Annotated in this window: 14 protein-coding genes; 5 read left to right on the plus strand and 9 right to left on the minus strand. The window is 66.2% G+C overall.

The features are described from left to right. Positions 1–128 precede the first annotated feature (128 nt). Complete coding sequence (gene secG, locus AC1DE3_RS14485) at positions 129–536, minus strand: preprotein translocase subunit SecG (RefSeq protein ID WP_441471045.1); 408 nt, start codon at positions 534–536, stop codon at positions 129–131. A gap of 152 nt (positions 537–688) precedes the next feature. Beyond that, a complete protein-coding gene (tpiA, locus tag AC1DE3_RS14490; RefSeq protein WP_476778347.1) occupies positions 689–1,453 on the minus strand; it encodes a triose-phosphate isomerase in 765 nt (254 codons plus the stop codon). 191 nt (positions 1,454–1,644) lie between these two features. Here tpiA and AC1DE3_RS14495 point away from each other — a divergent pair, with 191 nt between their 5' ends. Both AC1DE3_RS14495 and trpE read left to right on the plus strand, forming a co-directional pair. Then, complete coding sequence (locus AC1DE3_RS14495) at positions 1,645–3,558, plus strand: peptidylprolyl isomerase (RefSeq protein WP_476778348.1); 1,914 nt, start codon at positions 1,645–1,647, stop codon at positions 3,556–3,558. Positions 3,559–3,560: 2 nt separating this feature from the next. Next, complete coding sequence (gene trpE, locus AC1DE3_RS14500; RefSeq protein WP_476778765.1) at positions 3,561–5,075, plus strand: anthranilate synthase component I; 1,515 nt, start codon at positions 3,561–3,563, stop codon at positions 5,073–5,075. Positions 5,076–5,142: 67 nt separating this feature from the next. On the opposite strand, the gene AC1DE3_RS14505 is transcribed toward trpE, so the two are convergent. Continuing rightward, the gene (locus AC1DE3_RS14505; protein WP_476778349.1) at positions 5,143–5,712 is read right to left on the minus strand and encodes a TIGR00645 family protein; all 570 of its coding nucleotides are present in this window, start codon (positions 5,710–5,712) and stop codon (positions 5,143–5,145) included. 248 nt (positions 5,713–5,960) lie between these two features. Between AC1DE3_RS14505 and AC1DE3_RS14510 the strand changes: the two genes are divergently transcribed. Both AC1DE3_RS14510 and xth read left to right on the plus strand, forming a co-directional pair. Beyond that, positions 5,961–6,410 carry a BA14K family protein gene (locus AC1DE3_RS14510; RefSeq protein ID WP_476852474.1) on the plus strand — a complete coding sequence of 150 codons (450 nt, stop codon included), beginning with the start codon at positions 5,961–5,963 and terminating at the stop codon, positions 6,408–6,410. A 135-nt stretch (positions 6,411–6,545) separates the two neighbouring features. Further along, the gene (xth, locus tag AC1DE3_RS14515; RefSeq protein ID WP_476778351.1) at positions 6,546–7,325 is read left to right on the plus strand and encodes an exodeoxyribonuclease III; all 780 of its coding nucleotides are present in this window, start codon (positions 6,546–6,548) and stop codon (positions 7,323–7,325) included. A gap of 103 nt (positions 7,326–7,428) precedes the next feature. On the opposite strand, the gene AC1DE3_RS14520 is transcribed toward xth, so the two are convergent. The 5 genes from AC1DE3_RS14520 to dps form a co-directional block, all read right to left on the minus strand. Beyond that, positions 7,429–8,391: a tetratricopeptide repeat protein gene (locus AC1DE3_RS14520; RefSeq protein ID WP_441513284.1), complete on the minus strand. Its 963-nt coding sequence runs from the start codon at positions 8,389–8,391 to the stop codon at positions 7,429–7,431. Beyond that, complete coding sequence (gene ilvD, locus AC1DE3_RS14525; protein ID WP_476778352.1) at positions 8,378–10,108, minus strand: dihydroxy-acid dehydratase; 1,731 nt, start codon at positions 10,106–10,108, stop codon at positions 8,378–8,380. Before ilvD ends, AC1DE3_RS14520 begins: the two co-directional genes overlap by 14 nt. Before the next feature lie 453 nt (positions 10,109–10,561). After that, positions 10,562–11,143, minus strand: a complete 582-nt coding sequence (locus tag AC1DE3_RS14530; protein ID WP_441513282.1) for a YqaA family protein — start codon at positions 11,141–11,143, stop codon at positions 10,562–10,564. A 152-nt stretch (positions 11,144–11,295) separates the two neighbouring features. Further along, positions 11,296–14,115: a valine--tRNA ligase gene (locus AC1DE3_RS14535; protein ID WP_476778353.1), complete on the minus strand. Its 2,820-nt coding sequence runs from the start codon at positions 14,113–14,115 to the stop codon at positions 11,296–11,298. Between the two features lie 147 nt (positions 14,116–14,262). Next, positions 14,263–14,790, minus strand: coding sequence for a DNA starvation/stationary phase protection protein Dps (dps, locus tag AC1DE3_RS14540; protein WP_476778354.1), 528 nt, complete (start codon positions 14,788–14,790; stop codon positions 14,263–14,265). Between the two features lie 177 nt (positions 14,791–14,967). On the opposite strand from dps, the gene AC1DE3_RS14545 reads away from it, so the two are divergent. Further along, a complete protein-coding gene (locus AC1DE3_RS14545) occupies positions 14,968–15,450 on the plus strand; it encodes a pyridoxamine 5'-phosphate oxidase family protein (RefSeq protein WP_476778355.1) in 483 nt (160 codons plus the stop codon). A gap of 376 nt (positions 15,451–15,826) precedes the next feature. Here the strand turns inward: AC1DE3_RS14545 and AC1DE3_RS14550 are convergent, their stop codons facing one another. Next, positions 15,827–16,432, minus strand: a complete 606-nt coding sequence (locus AC1DE3_RS14550) for a PopZ family protein (protein ID WP_476778357.1) — start codon at positions 16,430–16,432, stop codon at positions 15,827–15,829. Positions 16,433–16,475: the final 43 nt, after the last annotated feature.

Below are 16,475 nucleotides of genomic sequence, written 5' to 3' on the forward strand. Positions count from 1 at the left end.
GTTCGATTCGCTAAGCGCGTTCAGTGCAGTCCCGCCTTGCCCTGAGCGCTTGTCCACAAAAGAGAAGGCCGGTCGCCCGGCCCCTCCAAACTCAAAAGAGAAGGGCCGGTTTCCCGGCCCTGCCCTGCTTACTGCTGCGGCGCCGCTGGCGGCGTCGGCGGCTGTGCGCCGCCCTGGCTTTGGTTCTGCATCTGGCGGAGCTGGTCGAGCACGCCGGCATTCGGGGCGCTCGGAGCCGCGGGCGCGCCAGGGGTCGCAGGCGCGGTCGTCGCCGGAGCACCGTCGATGATCGAGCGCTGGACGCGGCCGCGATTGGCCATGACGGCCAGCACGATCGAGGTCAGGAAGAAGAGAGCCGCGAGGATCGCCGTTGCGCGGGTCAGCGCATTGGCCTGGCCACGGCCGGTCATGAAGCCGCCGACGCCGCCACCGCCGCTGCCCATGCCGAGGCCGCCACCCTCCGAGCGCTGCAGCAGCACGACGCCGACGAGCGCGACGACGATGATCAGGTGGATGACGATGAGAACGTTCTGCATGGTCTCACGAAATGGATATGGCGCGGGCTGCCGGCAAGGGCCACCCGCTCCTCCTCGAAAGGTCGAGGCGAATTCGGCGGCGCACATAACATGCGTGCGCCGACAGCGCCACCCCTCAGTGACGGCCGATCAGCCCCGCGCCCTGCTCCGGCTCAGCCGTTGCAGGCGCGAGCGATCGCCAGGAATTCCTCGGCCTTCAGACTCGCCCCGCCGACGAGCGCGCCATCGACATGGGCGACGTTCATCAGTTCGGCCGCGTTCGAAGGCTTGACCGAGCCGCCATAGAGCAGCCGCACGCCGGCCGCCGCGGCCTTGCCGATGAGGAGGCCGAGCTCAGTGCGGATCGCAGCATGCATCTCGGCGACGTCGGCTGCCGTCGGCGTCAGGCCGGTGCCGATGGCCCAGACCGGCTCGTAGGCGACCACGAGCGTGCCCGCCGTCGATCCTTCCGGAATCGAGCCGCGCAGCTGCTCCTCGACGATGGCGAGTGCCTTGCCGGCCTCGCGTTCGTCCTTGGTCTCGCCGACGCAGACGATCGGCACCAGCAGCGCCTTCTGCGCCGCCTCGGCCTTGGCCTTGACCGTCGCATTGCTCTCGCCATGGAGCGTGCGGCGCTCGGAATGGCCGACGATGCAGAAGCTCGCGCCGGCATCGGCCAGCATCGCGGCCGAAAGCTCACCCGTGAAGGCGCCGGAGCCTTGCGTGCTGCAATCCTGCCCGCCGGTGGCGATGCGTGTGCCGATCAGGGTGGCCGAAGTCGTGAACAGCAGCGTGCCGGGCGGGCAGATGGCGATATCGACACCCTGCTTCAGCGCGGCGTCGTAGCCCTTCGCGACCTCGGCTGCGATGGCGAGATCGGCCTTGAGGCCGTTCATCTTCCAGTTGCCGGCTACCAGCGGCCTGATGCTGCGCGTCACGTCTTTCCTCCGAAAATTGATCGCTGCGCTCTAGCAACGCGCGCCCGCCGCCGCAATCGCATGCGACCTCGCGACACGATTCCGCTACGGCGATTGCGGCTTTCGCCGCCGGTTCCTATAAGCAGCGCCGAAACAGACGCGCGCAGGGCATAAATCCGCGCCACGAACAGGTTCAGGGAAAGACAGCTTCCATGATGATGCAGGGCATCCGCAAGGCGAGTCAGGGTTTTCTCGGCAAGCTCGTCGTCAGCGTCATGTTCGGCGTCCTGATCCTCGCCTTCGCGATCTGGGGCGTCGGAGACATCTTCCGCGGCTATGGGCGGAACGAGGTGGCGAAGGTCGGCAAGACCGAGATCGGCCTCGAGCAGATGCGCCAGGCCTATCAGAACGACCTGCAGAACCTGATCCGCCAGCAGCGCCGCCAGATCTCGCCCGAGATGGCGCGCGCGCTCGGCCTCGACCGCCAGACGCTCTCTCGCCTGCTGACCGAGGCGACGCTGGACCAGACGGCGCAGGGCATGCGGCTCGCCGTTTCCGACGACACGATCCGCAACCTGATCTTCGACGATCCGGTCTTCCGCGACGCCGCCGGCCAGTTCTCTTCGGCACGCTTCAACGAGCTGCTGCGCTCGAACGGTTACACCGAACAGAGCTATGTCGCGCTCCAGCGCTCGACCATCCTGCGCCAGCAGCTCTCCGAGATGCTGGTCGGTGGCCTCACCGCCCCGCTTGCCCTGCAGGAGCTCGGCAGCCGCCTGCGCAACGAGAAGCGCGCCGTCACCTTCGCGCGGATGCCTGCGAGCGCCGCCGGCGAGATCGCGGCGCCGACCGAGGACCAGCTCAAGACCTTCTTCAACGACCGCAAGATCGCCTTCCGCGCGCCGGAGTACCGCTCGGCCGACATCCTCGCGATCTCGGCCGACGCACTCGCCGATCCGGCCAAGGTCACGGATGAGGAGGCCAAGGCGCGCTACGAGGCGGTCAAGGCCCAGCGCTTCACCACGGCCGAGACCCGCACCATTCAGCAGATCGCCTTCCCGAATGTCGAAGAAGCCCAGGCTGCCAAGGCCAAGATCGACGGCGGCGAGACCTTCGACGAGATCGCGACCGAGCGGAACGTCGCCTTCAACGACCTGACGCTCGGCACTTTCACCCGCGATCAGGTCTTCGACGCCGCCGTGCGCGAGGCCGCCTTCGCCCTCGAGCAGGAAGGCGTCAGCGCACCGGTCACCAGCGCCTTCGGCACGGTGCTGCTGCGTGTGACGAAGGTCGACACCGCGCATGTGCGCCCGTTCGAGGAGGTCGCCGCCGAGCTGAAGCAGGAGATCGCGACCAGCCGCGCGGCCGGGCATATCACCGAGCTACACGACAAGATCGAGGACCAGCGCGCCGCCGCCAAGCCGCTCGCCGAGATCGCCAAGGAGTTCAACCTGAAGCTGCGCAGCGCCGGCCCGCTGAACGCCACGCTCGGCCGGCCCGACGGCTCGAAGGAAGAGGCATTGCCGGGCGGCGACGCGACGCTGCAGGCGATCTTCCGCTCCGATATCGGCGTCGATAACGAGGCGATCCGCCTGCCGCGCGAAACCGGCTATGTCTGGTTCGACGTCACCAAGATCGACCCGGCGCGCGAGCGCGGCTTCGATGAGGTCAAGGCCGAGGTCGAGAAGCAGTGGCGCGCCGACGAGACGGCGGCCAAGCTCGCCGCCAAGGCGCGTGAGCTGACCGAGCGGCTCGACAAGGGCGAGAACTTCGACGTGGTTGCCGCCTCAGTCGGGCTCACCATCGAGACCGCCGCCGATATCGGCCGTCAGGACCAGCGCCCGGAGCTGCCGGCTACCGTCGTCAGCCAGATCTTCGGCACTGCCGCCGGCAAAAGCGGCTCGGCGGCCGGCACAGATGGCGGGCGCATCCTGTTCAAGGTCGATTCGGCGACCGTTCCGCCTTACGTCCGCACCACGCAGGAAGCTGGCAATTTCGAGCGGGCGCTCTCGTCGAGCGTCAGCGAGGACATCCTGGTGCAATATGTCGCCAAGCGTCAGGCCGAGCTGGGTGTCAGCATCAACGAGGCTGCCTTCCGCAATGCCACGGGCGGAGCGCAGAATTGACGATGCAGCCCCTTCAGGAGTTCGAGCGCTTCGCGCAGATCTATGAGACGGGCGCACCGCAACTCCTGCGGCAGGTTCTGGTCGGCGACTGCGAAACGCCGGTCGCGGCCTTCCTGAAGCTGCGCCGCTCCACCTCCGGCCCGGCCTTCCTGCTCGAATCGGTGGAAGGCGGCGCCGTGCGCGGCCGCTACTCGATGATCGGGCTGGAACCGGACCTGATCTGGCGCTGCCATAAGGGCGAAGCCTCGCTCTGCCGGACCGCGCTGGGCGACAGCTTCCTCACCGATCCGCGGCCGGCCTTCGAGAGCCTGCGTGCGCTCCTCGATGAGAGCGCGATTCCGGAGGCTGAAGATCTGCCGCCGATGGCGGCCGGCGTGTTCGGCTATCTCGGCTACGATATGGTTCGGCTGATGGAGCGGCTGCCGGAGCCGAAGGAGACCGGCACCGGCCTGCCCGACGCCATCCTGACCCGGCCGACGCTGATGGTGGTGTTCGATTCGGTGCGCGACGAGATCCATGTCGTGACGCCGGTGCGGCACATGCCGGGCGTCGCCGCGCGCCACGCCTATGAGCGGGCGCAGGAGCGACTGGAAGCGGTGGTGCAGGCGCTGGAAGGCCCCCTGCCCGCCGAGGCCGACATCGACATCGCCAACCTGCCGGAGCCGGCGACGATCTCGAATACAAGCGAGGCCGAATTCCACGAGATGGTGGCCAAGGCGAAGGAGTATATCCGCGCCGGCGACATCTTCCAGGTCGTGCTGTCGCAGCGTTTCGAGGCGCCGTTCGCGCTGCCGCCCTTCGCGCTCTATCGCGCACTGCGGCGAATCAACCCGGCGCCCTTCCTCTGCTATCTCGACTTCAGCGATTTCCAGATCGTCTGCTCGAGCCCGGAGATCCTGGTCAGACTGCGGGACGACACCGTCACCATCCGCCCGATCGCCGGTACGCGCCGCCGCGGCGCCACGGAGGCCGAGGACGAGGCACTGGCGGAGGAATTGCTGGCCGATCCGAAGGAGCGTGCCGAGCATCTCATGCTGCTCGACCTCGGCCGCAACGATGTCGGCCGCGTCGCGCAGATCGGCACGGTCAAGGTGACCGATTCCTTCTTCATCGAACGCTACAGCCAGGTGATGCACATCGTCTCGAACGTCGAGGGGGCGATCGATCCCAAGCACGATGCGCTCTCGGCGCTGATCGCCGGCTTCCCGGCCGGCACGGTCTCCGGCGCGCCGAAGGTGCGGGCGATGGAGATCATCGACGAGCTGGAGCACGACGCGCGTGGGGCCTATGGCGGCTGCATCGGCTATTTCGGCGCCAATGGCGAGATGGACACCTGCATCGTGCTGCGCACGGCCGTCGTCAAGGATGGACGCATGCATGTCCAGGCCGGTGCCGGCATCGTCTACGATTCCAACCCGGCCTCCGAGCAGGAGGAATGCATCAACAAGGCCAAGGCCCTGTTCCGCGCCGCGGAGGAAGCGATCCGCTTCGCCGCCCGGACCGGGCGCGGGCAGTAATCTCCTCAAAAACAAACCGCCCGGCTGCTTGCAGCCGGGCGGTTTTCTTTTGTCCTGGCGCCGCGGCTCAGTGGCTCTTGCCGCCTACCGTCATCCGGTCGACCCAGGCGATGCCGATGGCGGAGAAGATGAAGACGACGTGGATCAGCGTCTGCAGCAGGACGCCTGTCTCGGTGTAGTTCGCGGTCCTGCCAACGATGCCGATATTGCCGGCCTCGATGAAGGTTCTGAGCAGGTGGATCGACGAGATGCCGATGATCGCCATCGCCAGCTTGATCTTGAGGATGCTCGCATTGACGTGGCTCAGCCATTCCGGCTGGTCGGGATGGCCTTCGAGCCGCAGCCGGGAGACGAAGGTCTCGTAGCCGCCGACGATGACCATGATCAGCAGATTCGAGATCATCACCACGTCGATCAGGCCGAGAACGACCAGCATGATCTGCTGCTCGCTGAAATCGAAGGCGTGGGTGACGAGGTGCCAGAGTTCCTTCAGGAAGAGGAAGACATAGACGCACTGAGCCACGATGAGGCCGATATAGAGCGGCAGCTGCAGCCAGCGGGAGCTGAAGATGAGCGCCGGCAGGGGTTTCATCGCGCCAGTGGCGCCTAAGTGGGAGGGCGGGCTGCCGGAGGCCATGGTCGGGTCCTGATCCTTCGAATGTATGACGAGGCTTTTCGGTGGAGAGACGCTAGATGGCGAGGAAAACGCCTCTGCGCAACCCGCCAGCCGATGCTCTGGCACCCAACAGCCACAATGTTGTGACGACCTATTTGCGCCGGGATTGCCTGCTAGTCTTTGCGCGGGATCGACAGATCGCTAGAGTTGAAACCGACCGGGGGAACATGCCGAGTTCCACTCGCACAGGACAGCAGAGGAGTTTCGTCATGATCAGGACGCTTGTCGTCGTCACCRCTCTCGCCGGTTGCGGCGCCATGGCCGCCCCCGCTTCGGCAGCGCCGCTGGCTCCGGCCTCTGCAGCTATCGCCTCGGCCAAGGTCGATTCGGGCCTGCTGCAGAGCGTGCAGTGGCGCCCCTACGGCTATTACGGCCCTCGCTACTATCGCTACAACCGAGGCCCGGCGGTCGGCGCCGGCATCGCAGCTGGCGTCATCGGCGGGGCCCTGGCGGCCGGCGCGCTCGCCGCTCCGCCGCCACCCCCGGTTTACTACGGCTATCCGGCCCCGGCGCCGGTCTATGGCGCGCCCGCGCCTGCCTATGGCTACGGCATCGAGGATGTCGACGCGGTGGCCTACTGCTCGCGCCGCTTCAGGTCCTACAACCCGGAAACCGGCACCTATATCGCCAAGGGCGGTGTGGTTCGCGCCTGCCCCTGACAGGGCTCGACAATCCGATCCCGGATGTTCGCTCCCCGCAGCAATGCGGGGAGTTTTCTTTTCGCGGTGGAAAGCGGCTTGCCATGACGGCGGCGATCCCGCTTATCCTGCGCCCTGCCTAACCCGGAGCGTCTCGTGCGTATCGCCACCTGGAACGTCAATTCGGTGCGCCAGCGTCTCGGCCACCTGCTCGATTTCCTGAAGGAGGCTGAGCCCGACGCGCTCTGCCTGCAGGAGATCAAGTGCGTGGATGCCGATTTCCCGCGCGCCGAGATCGAGGCGGCCGGCTGGCAGGTCGAGACCCACGGCCAGAAGACCTTCAACGGCGTCGCGATTCTCAGCCGTTCCCGGCTGGAGGATGTCCGGCGCGGCCTGCCCGGCGATGATGGCGACGAACAGGCGCGCTATCTCGAAGGGGTGCTGCCCTTGGGCGACGGCGTGGTGCGCGTGGCCTCGATCTATCTGCCGAACGGCAACCCGCCCAACACCGAGAAATATCCCTACAAGCTCGGCTGGATGCAGCGGCTGACCGCCCATGCCCGGATGCTGCTGGAGCAGGAGGAGCCGCTGGTGCTCGCCGGCGACTACAACGTCATCCCCGAGCCGCGCGACGCCCGCGATCCCGCCGCCTGGGTCAGCGACGCGCTGTTCCTGCCGCAGACACGCGACGCCTTCCGCGGGCTGATCAATCTCGGACTGACCGAGGCCGTGCGCAGCACGACCGATGCCGGCGGACTCTACACCTTCTGGGATTATCAGGCTGGCGCCTGGCAGCGGAACAACGGCATCCGCATCGACCATCTTATGCTCTCTCCACAAGCCGCGGACAGGCTCGCAGGAGTGAGGATCGCCAAGCATGTCCGTGGCTGGGACAAGCCGTCCGACCACGTGCCCGTGATGGTCGAGCTGAACTGAGGGCGGCAACCAGCCTTCAGGCTCGGGCTTGACCCGAGCATCTCGGAAACCAGCGCCATCTCGTCCTGAGATTCTCGGGGGCAAGCCCGAGAATGACGGCGCCCTAGTTCTGGCCGTTGTTGCTGTTGCCGCTGTTGCGCGAGCTCGCCATTTGCTGGCGCTCGACGAGGGCCAGCGCCGCCGAGCGATCGGCAGCGGAAGCTGCGGCGAAGGCGGCGGCGTGACGCTCGATGATCCAGGATTCGCGCGCCGGGTCGGCACCCTCGCGGGCCATGGCGAGCCACATCAGGCCGAGCACCGGCTGACGCGGCACGCCCTCGCCACCGCGCAGCAGCATCTCGCCGAAAGCGGCGCGCGCCGGTGCATGCCCCTTCTCGGCAGCGAGCTTCATCCAGCGCGCCGCTTGCCGCGGATCGCGGCTGGTGCCCTGGCCGGTCATGTAGAGGCGGCCGAGATTGTACTGACCGTCCGGGTCGCCGAAATAGGAGGCAGCATAATTGAACATGTCGAAAGCCCGGTCGGGGTTGGGCTTCACATAGCTGCCCTTGATGCCGTCGGAGAAGTAGCCGCCCAGCGCAACGAAGGCGCTGCCGACGATACGGCCCTCGGCCGTGCCCGGAATGGCGTCGGCATTCTCGTCCGCGATCTTCGAGAAATACTCGAAGGCCTTGAGATCATTGGCCGGAACGCCCTCGCCTCCGGCATACATCCGGCCCAGCTTGTACTGCGCGGTGAGGTGCCCCTGCGAGGCGGCGTATTCGAGTGCGCGAACGGCGCCGACCTTATCGCCGGCAGAGGAATCGCGCATCCAGGCCCGCAACGCATCGCGCGCGCTGTTGAACGGCACGAGCGGCAGCGCCGTATGCCCCGTCGGCGTATTGGGTGCGGGAGCGACAATCGCCGCTCCGGGGGCTCCCGACAGGGAATCGCCCGGTTCCGGCAGCGCGGCGCCCGGAATAGCGCGCGGCGGTACCGGCTTTCCGCCTGCAAGATCCTGGGCCCAGGCGGCCTGCTGGCCACCCAGGAACAGGAACAGGCATGCTATGGTCGAGCTAGATATCCGCATAGCAATGGGTTTCGGCCGCCCCTCCTGGATGGGTGACTGCGCCGCCCTTGGCGGAGCCAACCGTCTGCGCGTATTTCCACAGCGCGCCGGAGTTGTAGTCGGTTTTCCTCGGTTTCCAGCCCTTACGACGCTCTTCAAGTTCGGCATCAGAAAGGCGGACTGCGAGCTTTCCTGTGATGGCGTCGAGTTCGATGATGTCGCCGTCGCAGATCAGGCCGATCGGGCCGCCGACAGCGGCCTCGGGGCCGACATGGCCGACGCAGAAACCGCGGGTCGCGCCGGAGAAGCGGCCATCGGTGATCAGCGCGACCTTGTCGCCCATGCCCTGGCCGTAGAGGGCGGCGGTGGTCGACAGCATCTCGCGCATGCCGGGGCCGCCCTTGGGACCCTCATAGCGGATGACGAGCACGTCGCCTTCGTTGTAGGTCCGGTTCCTGACGGCCTCGAAGGCGTCCTCCTCGCGGTCGAAGCAGCGGGCGGGGCCGGTGAAGACGAGTTGATCTTCCGGCATGCCGGCGATCTTCACGATCGCGCCTTCGGGCGCCAGATTGCCCTGCAGGCCGACGACGCCGCCGGTGACCGTAATCGGCTTGTCGGCACGGTAGACGACGTCCTGCTGATCGTTCCACTTCACCGAAGCCATATTCTCGGCGATGGTGCGGCCGGTGACGGTCAGGCAGTCGCCATGGAGGAAGCCGGCATCGAGCAGGCTCTTCATGACGAGCGGAATGCCGCCGACCTCGAACATATCCTTGGCGACGTATTTTCCGCCCGGCTTCAGGTCGGCGATGTAAGGCGTCTTCTTGAAGATCTCTGCGACCTCGAAGAGATCGAAGTCGATGCCGCATTCATGTGCGATCGCCGGCAGGTGCAGCGCGCCATTGGTCGAGCCGCCAGTGGCGGCGACGACCATCGCGGCGTTCTCGAGCGCCTTACGGGTGACGATGTCGCGCGGGCGGATGTTCCGGGCGATCAGCTCCATCACCATCTCGCCGGCGGTGTAGCAGAAGGTGTCGCGGACATCGTAGGGCGCCGGCGCGCCGCAGCTATAGGGCAATGCCAGGCCGATCGCCTCGGCGACCGTCGCCATGGTGTTGGCGGTGAACTGGGCGCCGCAGGAGCCGGCCGAGGGGCAAGCGGCCTCCTCAAGCTCCTTCAGGTCCTCGTCGGACATCGCACCGACCGAATGCTTGCCGACGGCCTCGAACACGTCCTGCACGGTCACGGGGCGGCCCTTGAAGGTGCCGGGCAGGATCGAGCCGCCATAGATGAAGATCGATGGCACGTTGAGGCGCACCATCGCCATCATCATGCCGGGCAGAGACTTGTCGCAGCCGGCCAGGCCGACGAGAGCGTCGTAGCAATGGCCGCGCATGGTCAGCTCGACCGAGTCGGCGATGACCTCGCGCGAGGCGAGCGACGACTTCATGCCCTGGTGGCCCATGGCGATGCCGTCGGTGACGGTGATGGTGCAGAACTCGCGCGGCGTGCCGGCCGCGGACGCCACGCCCTTCTTCACGGCCTGGGCCTGGCGCATCAGCGAGATGTTGCAGGGGGCCGCCTCGTTCCAGCAGGAGGCGACGCCGACGAAGGGCTGCGCGATCTGCTTCGCGGTCATGCCCATCGCATAATAGTAGGAGCGGTGCGGGGCCTTGGCCGGGCCAACGCTCACATGGCGGCTCGGCAGCCTCGACTTGTCGAACACACGCGTATCCATCGCCACTCGTCCCGTCCCCCGGCCAGCACGGCGCGAAGATGTGCCACGCCATGCACGCCGGGAGCAATCGCACCCCCGAATACCCAACAGCGGCCCGGAACCGATCCGATACCCGCACGTTAGTTCCAATTTGAATATATCTCAGGGACTTAACGCCCCGTTTTGCTGGGCGCCGTTTGTGGCGGCATCGCGGCGATTGCGATAGTCGCGAGAGCGCGGGGCGCCGATCTCATCGGTGTGTTGCGGCGATGTCACAAAGTTGAGTGCGGCAGTTGACGCAGCGGCCGCTCAGACCCGTCTGCAAATTCCCTCAAGCCCTCATCCTCGGGAGCCATCCCGCCGGGAATGGTGTCTCGAAGGATGCTCCAGGAGACTCAGGCGAGATCAGGGCCATCCTTCGAGACGCGCCCGAAGGCGCCCCTCGGGATCAGGCWGGCGTTTTCAAGAAGCCGCTCAGAGCACCATGGGAAGGACGAAGAAGCCACCGACGATGATGGCGAGGAGGGCGAGCGCGGTCATCGGCAGATGCTTCTCGATGAAGATGCGGATGTCGTCGCCATAGAAGCGCAAGGCCACAGCGATCATCAGGAAGAAGGTGGTGCGCGACACCACCATGCCGATGGTGAACTTCCACAGGTCGAAATGCAGGAAGCCCGACATGATCGTGACGATCTTGAACGGAATCGGCGTCAGGCCCTTGGTGACGAGAACCCAGAACCAGTAATCCTGCGAGGAGGAGATCAGGTGCGCGGCCTTGTCCTGCAGCCCGTAGATGCCGATCAGCCAGGCGCCGACCGATTCGTAGAGCAGAGCGCCGATGGCATAGCCGAGATAGCCGCCGAGCACCGCGCCGAGCGAGCAGATGCCGGCATAGAACCAGGCGCGGTCCGGCCGGGCGATGCACATCGGAATCAACAGCGGGATCGGCGGCAGCGGGCTGACCGAGCTTTCAACGAAGGTGATGGCGAAGAGCAGCCAGGGGGCAGCAGGATGGGAGGCGTACGAAACGCACCAGTCATAAGCTCGCTTGAGCATGGGTTCTGAACAGCCGGTCCTTTGGCCGCCACGCATTCTGCATGGCGGATTTGCGTCGGGCGCATCTAAGCGGGGTCCGCGAGAGATTGCCAGTCCTCTCTTGGATCAACGTCAATTTGACGACATTGCCGTGACCGGATTGCGGTGGCCGGTCACGATAGCCGCGTCAGGGCCTCGGCGATCTTGAGCTTGCGCGCTTGCGCCGCAGCCTTGCGCTCGCGGTTCTCCTCGACGATCTCTTCCGGCGCGCGGGCCATGAAATCAGGGTTGCCCAGCTTCTTCTCGACGATCGCGATGTCCTGGTCGAGCTTGGCGAGTTCCTTCGTCAGGCGCGTGCGCTCCGCGTCGAGGTCGATCAGGCCGGCGAGCGGCAGCGCCGCCACCTCGCCGCGCACGATGATCTGTGCCGATTGCGCCGGCGCAGCCGCCTCGAAGGCGATGTCGGAAACGCGAGCGAGACGCTCGATCATCGGCCGCCAGCTCTCGATCGTCGCCCGCGTCGCAGCGGAAGCGTTGACGAGCACGAGGGGCGCCTGCGTGCCGGCGGGAACATTGACCTCCGAGCGCACCGAGCGGATGTCCGAGATCAGGTCGACGACGAAGCCGATCTCGGCCTCGGCCGCCGAATCCTTGAGCGCTGAAAGATCGGGCCAGCGGGTGAGGCAGACCAGCGAAGCATCGCCCGTCGCCAGCTTGCGCGGCGCGCCGGCCTCGGCCTTTTGCGCCCAGAGCTCTTCGGTCAGGAAGGGCATGAAGGGGTGGAGGAGCTGGCAGATCAGGTCGATGACGTAGGCGACCGTCGCCTGCGTCTCGGCCTTCGCCGCGGCATCGACGCCCTCGCCCTGCAGCACCGGCTTGGCAAGCTCCAGATACCAGTCGCAGAACTGGTTCCAGACGAAGCGATAGGCCGCGCCCGCCGCCTCGTTGAACTTGAAGCTGGGGATGCCGGCCGCGACCTCCTCGGCCGCCTGCGCGGCTTCGCTGAGGATCCAGCGGTTCAGCGGCTGCTTGACGGCGGCTGGGTCGAAATCGGCAGCGCGCAGGCAGCCGTTCAGTTCAGCGAAGCGCGCGGCGTTCCAGATCTTGGTCGCGAAGTTGCGGTAGCCCTCGACGCGGGAAGTCGCGAGCTTGATGTCGCGGCCCTGCGCCGCCATGGCGGCCAGCGTGAAGCGCAGCGCGTCGGCGCCGTATTTGTCGACGAGCACCAGCGGATCGATGACGTTGCCTTTCGACTTCGACATCTTCGCGCCCTTCTCGTCGCGAACGATGGCGTGCAGATAGACCTCGCGGAACGGCACCTCGTCCATGAAATTGAGGCCCATCATCATCATCCGGGCGACCCAGAAGAAGATGATGTCGAAGCCGGTGACGAGCGTCGCCGTCGGGTAATAGTGCTTCAGCTCGGCCGTCTGCTCCGGCCAACCCAGCGTCGAGAAAGGCCAGAGCGCCGAGGAAAACCAGGTGTCGAGCACGTCCTCGTCGCGCTTGAGCGCGACGGTGTCACCGTAATGCGCCATCGCCAGCGTCTGCGCCTCAGCTTCCGACTCGGCGACGAAGACCTCGCCGTCCGGTCCATACCAGGCTGGGATCTGATGGCCCCACCAGAGTTGGCGCGAGACGCACCAGGGCTCGATATTCTCAAGCCAGTCGTAGAAGACCTTGGTCCAGTTCTCGGGCGTGAAGGTCGTTCGGCCGTCGCGGACCGCCTTGATCGAGCGGTCGGCCAGCGGCTTGACGTCGACATACCACTGGTCGGTCAGCCAGGGCTCGATGACGACGTCGGAGCGGTCGCCATGCGGCACGGTATGGCCATGCGGCTCGACCTTCGCGAGATAGCCGCGCTCGGCCATCATCGCGACGACGCGGCGGCGCGCGACGAAACGGTCGAGGCCGTCGAGCGCGAGCGTCTCGGCTTCCGGCTTGGATCCGGCCAGGAAGTCCTCGTTGCCGGCGAGCAGGATGCGCGCCTCGCCGTCGAGGATGTTGACGACATCGAGCTTGTGGCGCTTGCCGACCTCGAAGTCGTTGAAATCATGCGCCGGGGTGATCTTGACCGCGCCGGTGCCCTTCTCCGGATCTGCATAGTCGTCGGGCACGATCGGGATGACGCGGCCGACCAGCGGCAGCACGGCATCGCGCCCGATCAGATGGCCGATTGTCTCGTTGTCCGGATGAACGGCGATGCCGGTGTCGCCGAGCATCGTCTCTGGACGGGTCGTGGCGACGGTGATGAAGGTCGAAGCGTCGTCCGCGTCGTAGGTCGCGCCTTCGAGCGGGTAGTTGAAATAGTAGAGATGGCCGTTCGGATCGCGGTTCAGCGCCTTGTCGAGCTTGGCGGCGTCGAAGGGCTCCTCGCCGCCCCGCTCCCATTTGAACGTGCCGGTTTTCTCGACCTGCAGGACCTCGATATCCGAGATCGCGGTCTGGAATTTTGGATCCCAGTTCACCAGCCGCTTGGCGCGATAGATCAACCCCTGCTTGTGCAGGCCGACGAAGACCTTGAGGACGGCGGCCGACAGCCCTTCGTCCATGGTGAAGCGCTCGCGCGTCCAGTCGCAAGAGGCCCCGAGACGGCGGAGCTGGTTGACGATCGTGCCGCCCGATTCTTCCTTCCACTTCCAGACTTCGGCCAGGAAGGCCTCGCGCCCCATCGTGCGGCGGTCGGTGCGGTTTTCGGCGGCGAGCTTGCGCTCGACGACCATCTGCGTCGCGATGCCCGCGTGGTCGGTGCCGGGCTGCCAGAGCACGTCCTTGCCGCGCATGCGCTCGAAGCGGCAGAGCACGTCCTGCAGCGTGTTGTTGAGCGCGTGGCCCATATGCAGCGAGCCGGTGACGTTTGGCGGTGGGATCACGATGCAATAGGGCTCGGCCCCGGCGGCGGCGCCCCTGCCCGCCTTGAAGGCTTCAGCCTCGTCCCAGGCCTTGCTGATCCGGGCCTCGACGGCTGCCGGCTCGAAAGTCTTGTCCATCATCACATCGCTCGAACGCAGAAAGGCCGGGGAACCTGCCCCGGCCGGAAAGATCACAGGCCAAAAGGTCTCGTGTCTTAAGAGCGCATGCGAAGGGCGCCCGTCAACGTTTTCGATGACGGGCGATCGCCAGCCTTGCGCTGAAGCGGCTCAACCAAGGTTCGACTGCAGGAACCAGAGCGACTTGTCGAGCATGCGCGAATAGGCCGTCAGGATGTCGGCGGAATCGGCGTCGCCAGCCTCGGCGCAGGCGTCGATCGCGTCGCGAACCTTGTTGCCGGTGTCGGCATAGCGCTCGATCAGTGCGTGGAGATGGTCCTGAACCGACACGATCTCGGTCGGATAGGGCTTGAGCGAGGTCGCCGCGACCGTCGTCTGCGCGGTGCCGAGCGCGATGCCGCCGAGCTGCGCGATCCGCTCCGCGACCGTGTCGACATGCTCGTCGAGGTCGTCGCGAAAGCCGTCCAGCATGAGATGCACGGCAATGAAGCCCGGTCCCTTCAGATTCCAGTGCGCCTGCTTGGTGACCAGCGCCAGATCGATGCCGTCGGCAAGTCGTTCGTTGAGCAGCCCGACGACCTTCGTCTTGGTGTTCGAAGCCAGATCGATCTTGCTCGATTTGACGATCTTCGCGGATGCGGAGGTCTTCGGCGCAGTCTTGGTGGCAGGCTTGGCCATGGCAAATCCCCCTGAGCGGAAAGCGACACATGAAAACGCCGCGCCGAGAACGGCCGCTGCGCGCCACTCCCTACGCGTGGGGGGCGCCATTGTTCCCTCGCCAAGGCCTGAACGCCGGAGGGAACCTGCCACGCGGCGATCCGTTGCATCCAAGACAGCTCAACGGGAGACGCCGACATGCCTCACAACGATCAGAAACGCGTCTGGGACCTCATCGACTCGATCAAATTCGCCATGCTCGTGACCCATGACGGCAATGGCGACGAGCTTCGGGCGCGCCCGATGCACGCCCATGGCAAGCGCGAGGAGGACACCATCTACTTCCTGACGGATCGCCGCCATCACAAGGACGACGAGATCCAGATCAACGATAATGTCTGCCTCGCCTTCTCCGACACGAGCGGACACCGCTATCTGTCGATCAGCGGCACGGCGAGCTTGGTCGACGATCGCGCCCGCGTGCGTGCCCTGTGGGAGCCGAGCAACAAGGCGTTCTGGGACGACGAGAACGATCCCAACATCCGCATCCTGCGCGTGCGGCCCGCAATGGCCGAGTTCTGGGACAGCCCCGGCAAGATCGTCACCAGCGTCAAGATGGCCGCGGCTGCTCTGACCGGCTCGAAACCCGAACTCGGAGAGCACCGCAAGGTCGTCCTCTAAAGCTCTGCTGCTGAACAGGAAAAACGATGCTGAAGCTCATTGTTCATGGCCTCGGGGCATGGTTCGCCGCCGAGGCCGCCTCGGGGCGCTATCCGCGTCCGATTGCGGTCGGGCTGACGATGCTGGTGTCGCGGCTTGGCGCACCCGCGACCTTGCTCGCTGTCGCTGGATACGGGCTCGAACGGCTCAGGGAAGCCGGGGCCTTCGACAGCCGGGCTCGGCGGCCACGCCGCCGCCAGGCAGCACCCGCTGTCGTCCGGCGGCGCCGAGTGCAACCCGCCAGCCCTCCCCGGGAAAGCTCGCAACGAACCGAGACCTGATGGCGCTCCGCCTGCCCCCATGAGCGGCCGCAGGAGCGGGCGGGCCTTGGAGCCGGTCAGCTGCGTCCGCCGCGGGCGACGCGCTCGATCTCGGAGCGGACCAGACGTTCGACCATCGTCGGAAGGTTGTCGTCGAGCCAGGTCTTGAGCATCGGCTTGAGCATGTCCTTGACCAGGTCTTCCAGCGTCCGGGCGTTGTTGCTGAGCACGGTGCTGGCGAGTTGGCCGAAAGCGTTGGTCACGGCCGAGCTGGCCTGGTCCGAGAGCAGGCTTGCCATGTCCACGGCAGGCGCGGGCGACGCAGCGATGACGGGAGCCGGTTCCGGCGCAGGAGGCGGCGGCGCCGCAACAGCAACGGCCGGCTGCTCATCGGCGAAGGCGATGTCGGAATCGTCGACGATGCTGATCGGTGGGGCTGGTTCCGCTTCAGCTGCAGGCGCAGCTGTCGGGGCTGCGATCAGAGCGGCTTCGGCTCCCAGATCAAGCACGTCATCGTCGATAGCAGCTATCGTGGCCGGCTCGGGCTCGGGCTCGGGCTCCGATTGCAGAACCTGAGCGGCAGCAGCCTCGCCCGGCTTCGCCTCATCGTCCGAAATGATCCGGCGAATGGAAGCGAGAATCTCCTCCATCGACGGTTCGTTGGGCTTGGCTTGCGCGCTCATGAAGGCCTGACCGTTTCGACAACGGGCGCGCCGATGGAATCAA

The organism is Allobosea sp. 10L417 (assembly GCF_056395485.1).

Bases quoted from the DNA above. Each gene is read 5' to 3' on its own strand.
- secG (WP_441471045.1), bottom strand. From the start codon at position 536: ATGCAGAACGTTCTCATCGTCATCCACCTGATCATCGTCGTCGCGCTC.
- AC1DE3_RS14495 (WP_476778348.1), top strand. From the start codon at position 1,645: ATGATGATGCAGGGCATCCGCAAGGCGAGTCAGGGTTTTCTCGGCAAG.
- trpE (WP_476778765.1), top strand. From the start codon at position 3,561: ATGCAGCCCCTTCAGGAGTTCGAGCGCTTCGCGCAGATCTATGAGACG.
- AC1DE3_RS14505 (WP_476778349.1), bottom strand. From the start codon at position 5,712: ATGGCCTCCGGCAGCCCGCCCTCCCACTTAGGCGCCACTGGCGCGATG.
- AC1DE3_RS14520 (WP_441513284.1), bottom strand. From the start codon at position 8,391: ATGCGGATATCTAGCTCGACCATAGCATGCCTGTTCCTGTTCCTGGGT.
- ilvD (WP_476778352.1), bottom strand. From the start codon at position 10,108: ATGGATACGCGTGTGTTCGACAAGTCGAGGCTGCCGAGCCGCCATGTG.
- AC1DE3_RS14530 (WP_441513282.1), bottom strand. From the start codon at position 11,143: ATGCTCAAGCGAGCTTATGACTGGTGCGTTTCGTACGCCTCCCATCCT.
- AC1DE3_RS14535 (WP_476778353.1), bottom strand. From the start codon at position 14,115: ATGATGGACAAGACTTTCGAGCCGGCAGCCGTCGAGGCCCGGATCAGC.
- dps (WP_476778354.1), bottom strand. From the start codon at position 14,790: ATGGCCAAGCCTGCCACCAAGACTGCGCCGAAGACCTCCGCATCCGCG.
- AC1DE3_RS14545 (WP_476778355.1), top strand. From the start codon at position 14,968: ATGCCTCACAACGATCAGAAACGCGTCTGGGACCTCATCGACTCGATC.
- AC1DE3_RS14550 (WP_476778357.1), bottom strand. From the start codon at position 16,432: ATGAGCGCGCAAGCCAAGCCCAACGAACCGTCGATGGAGGAGATTCTC.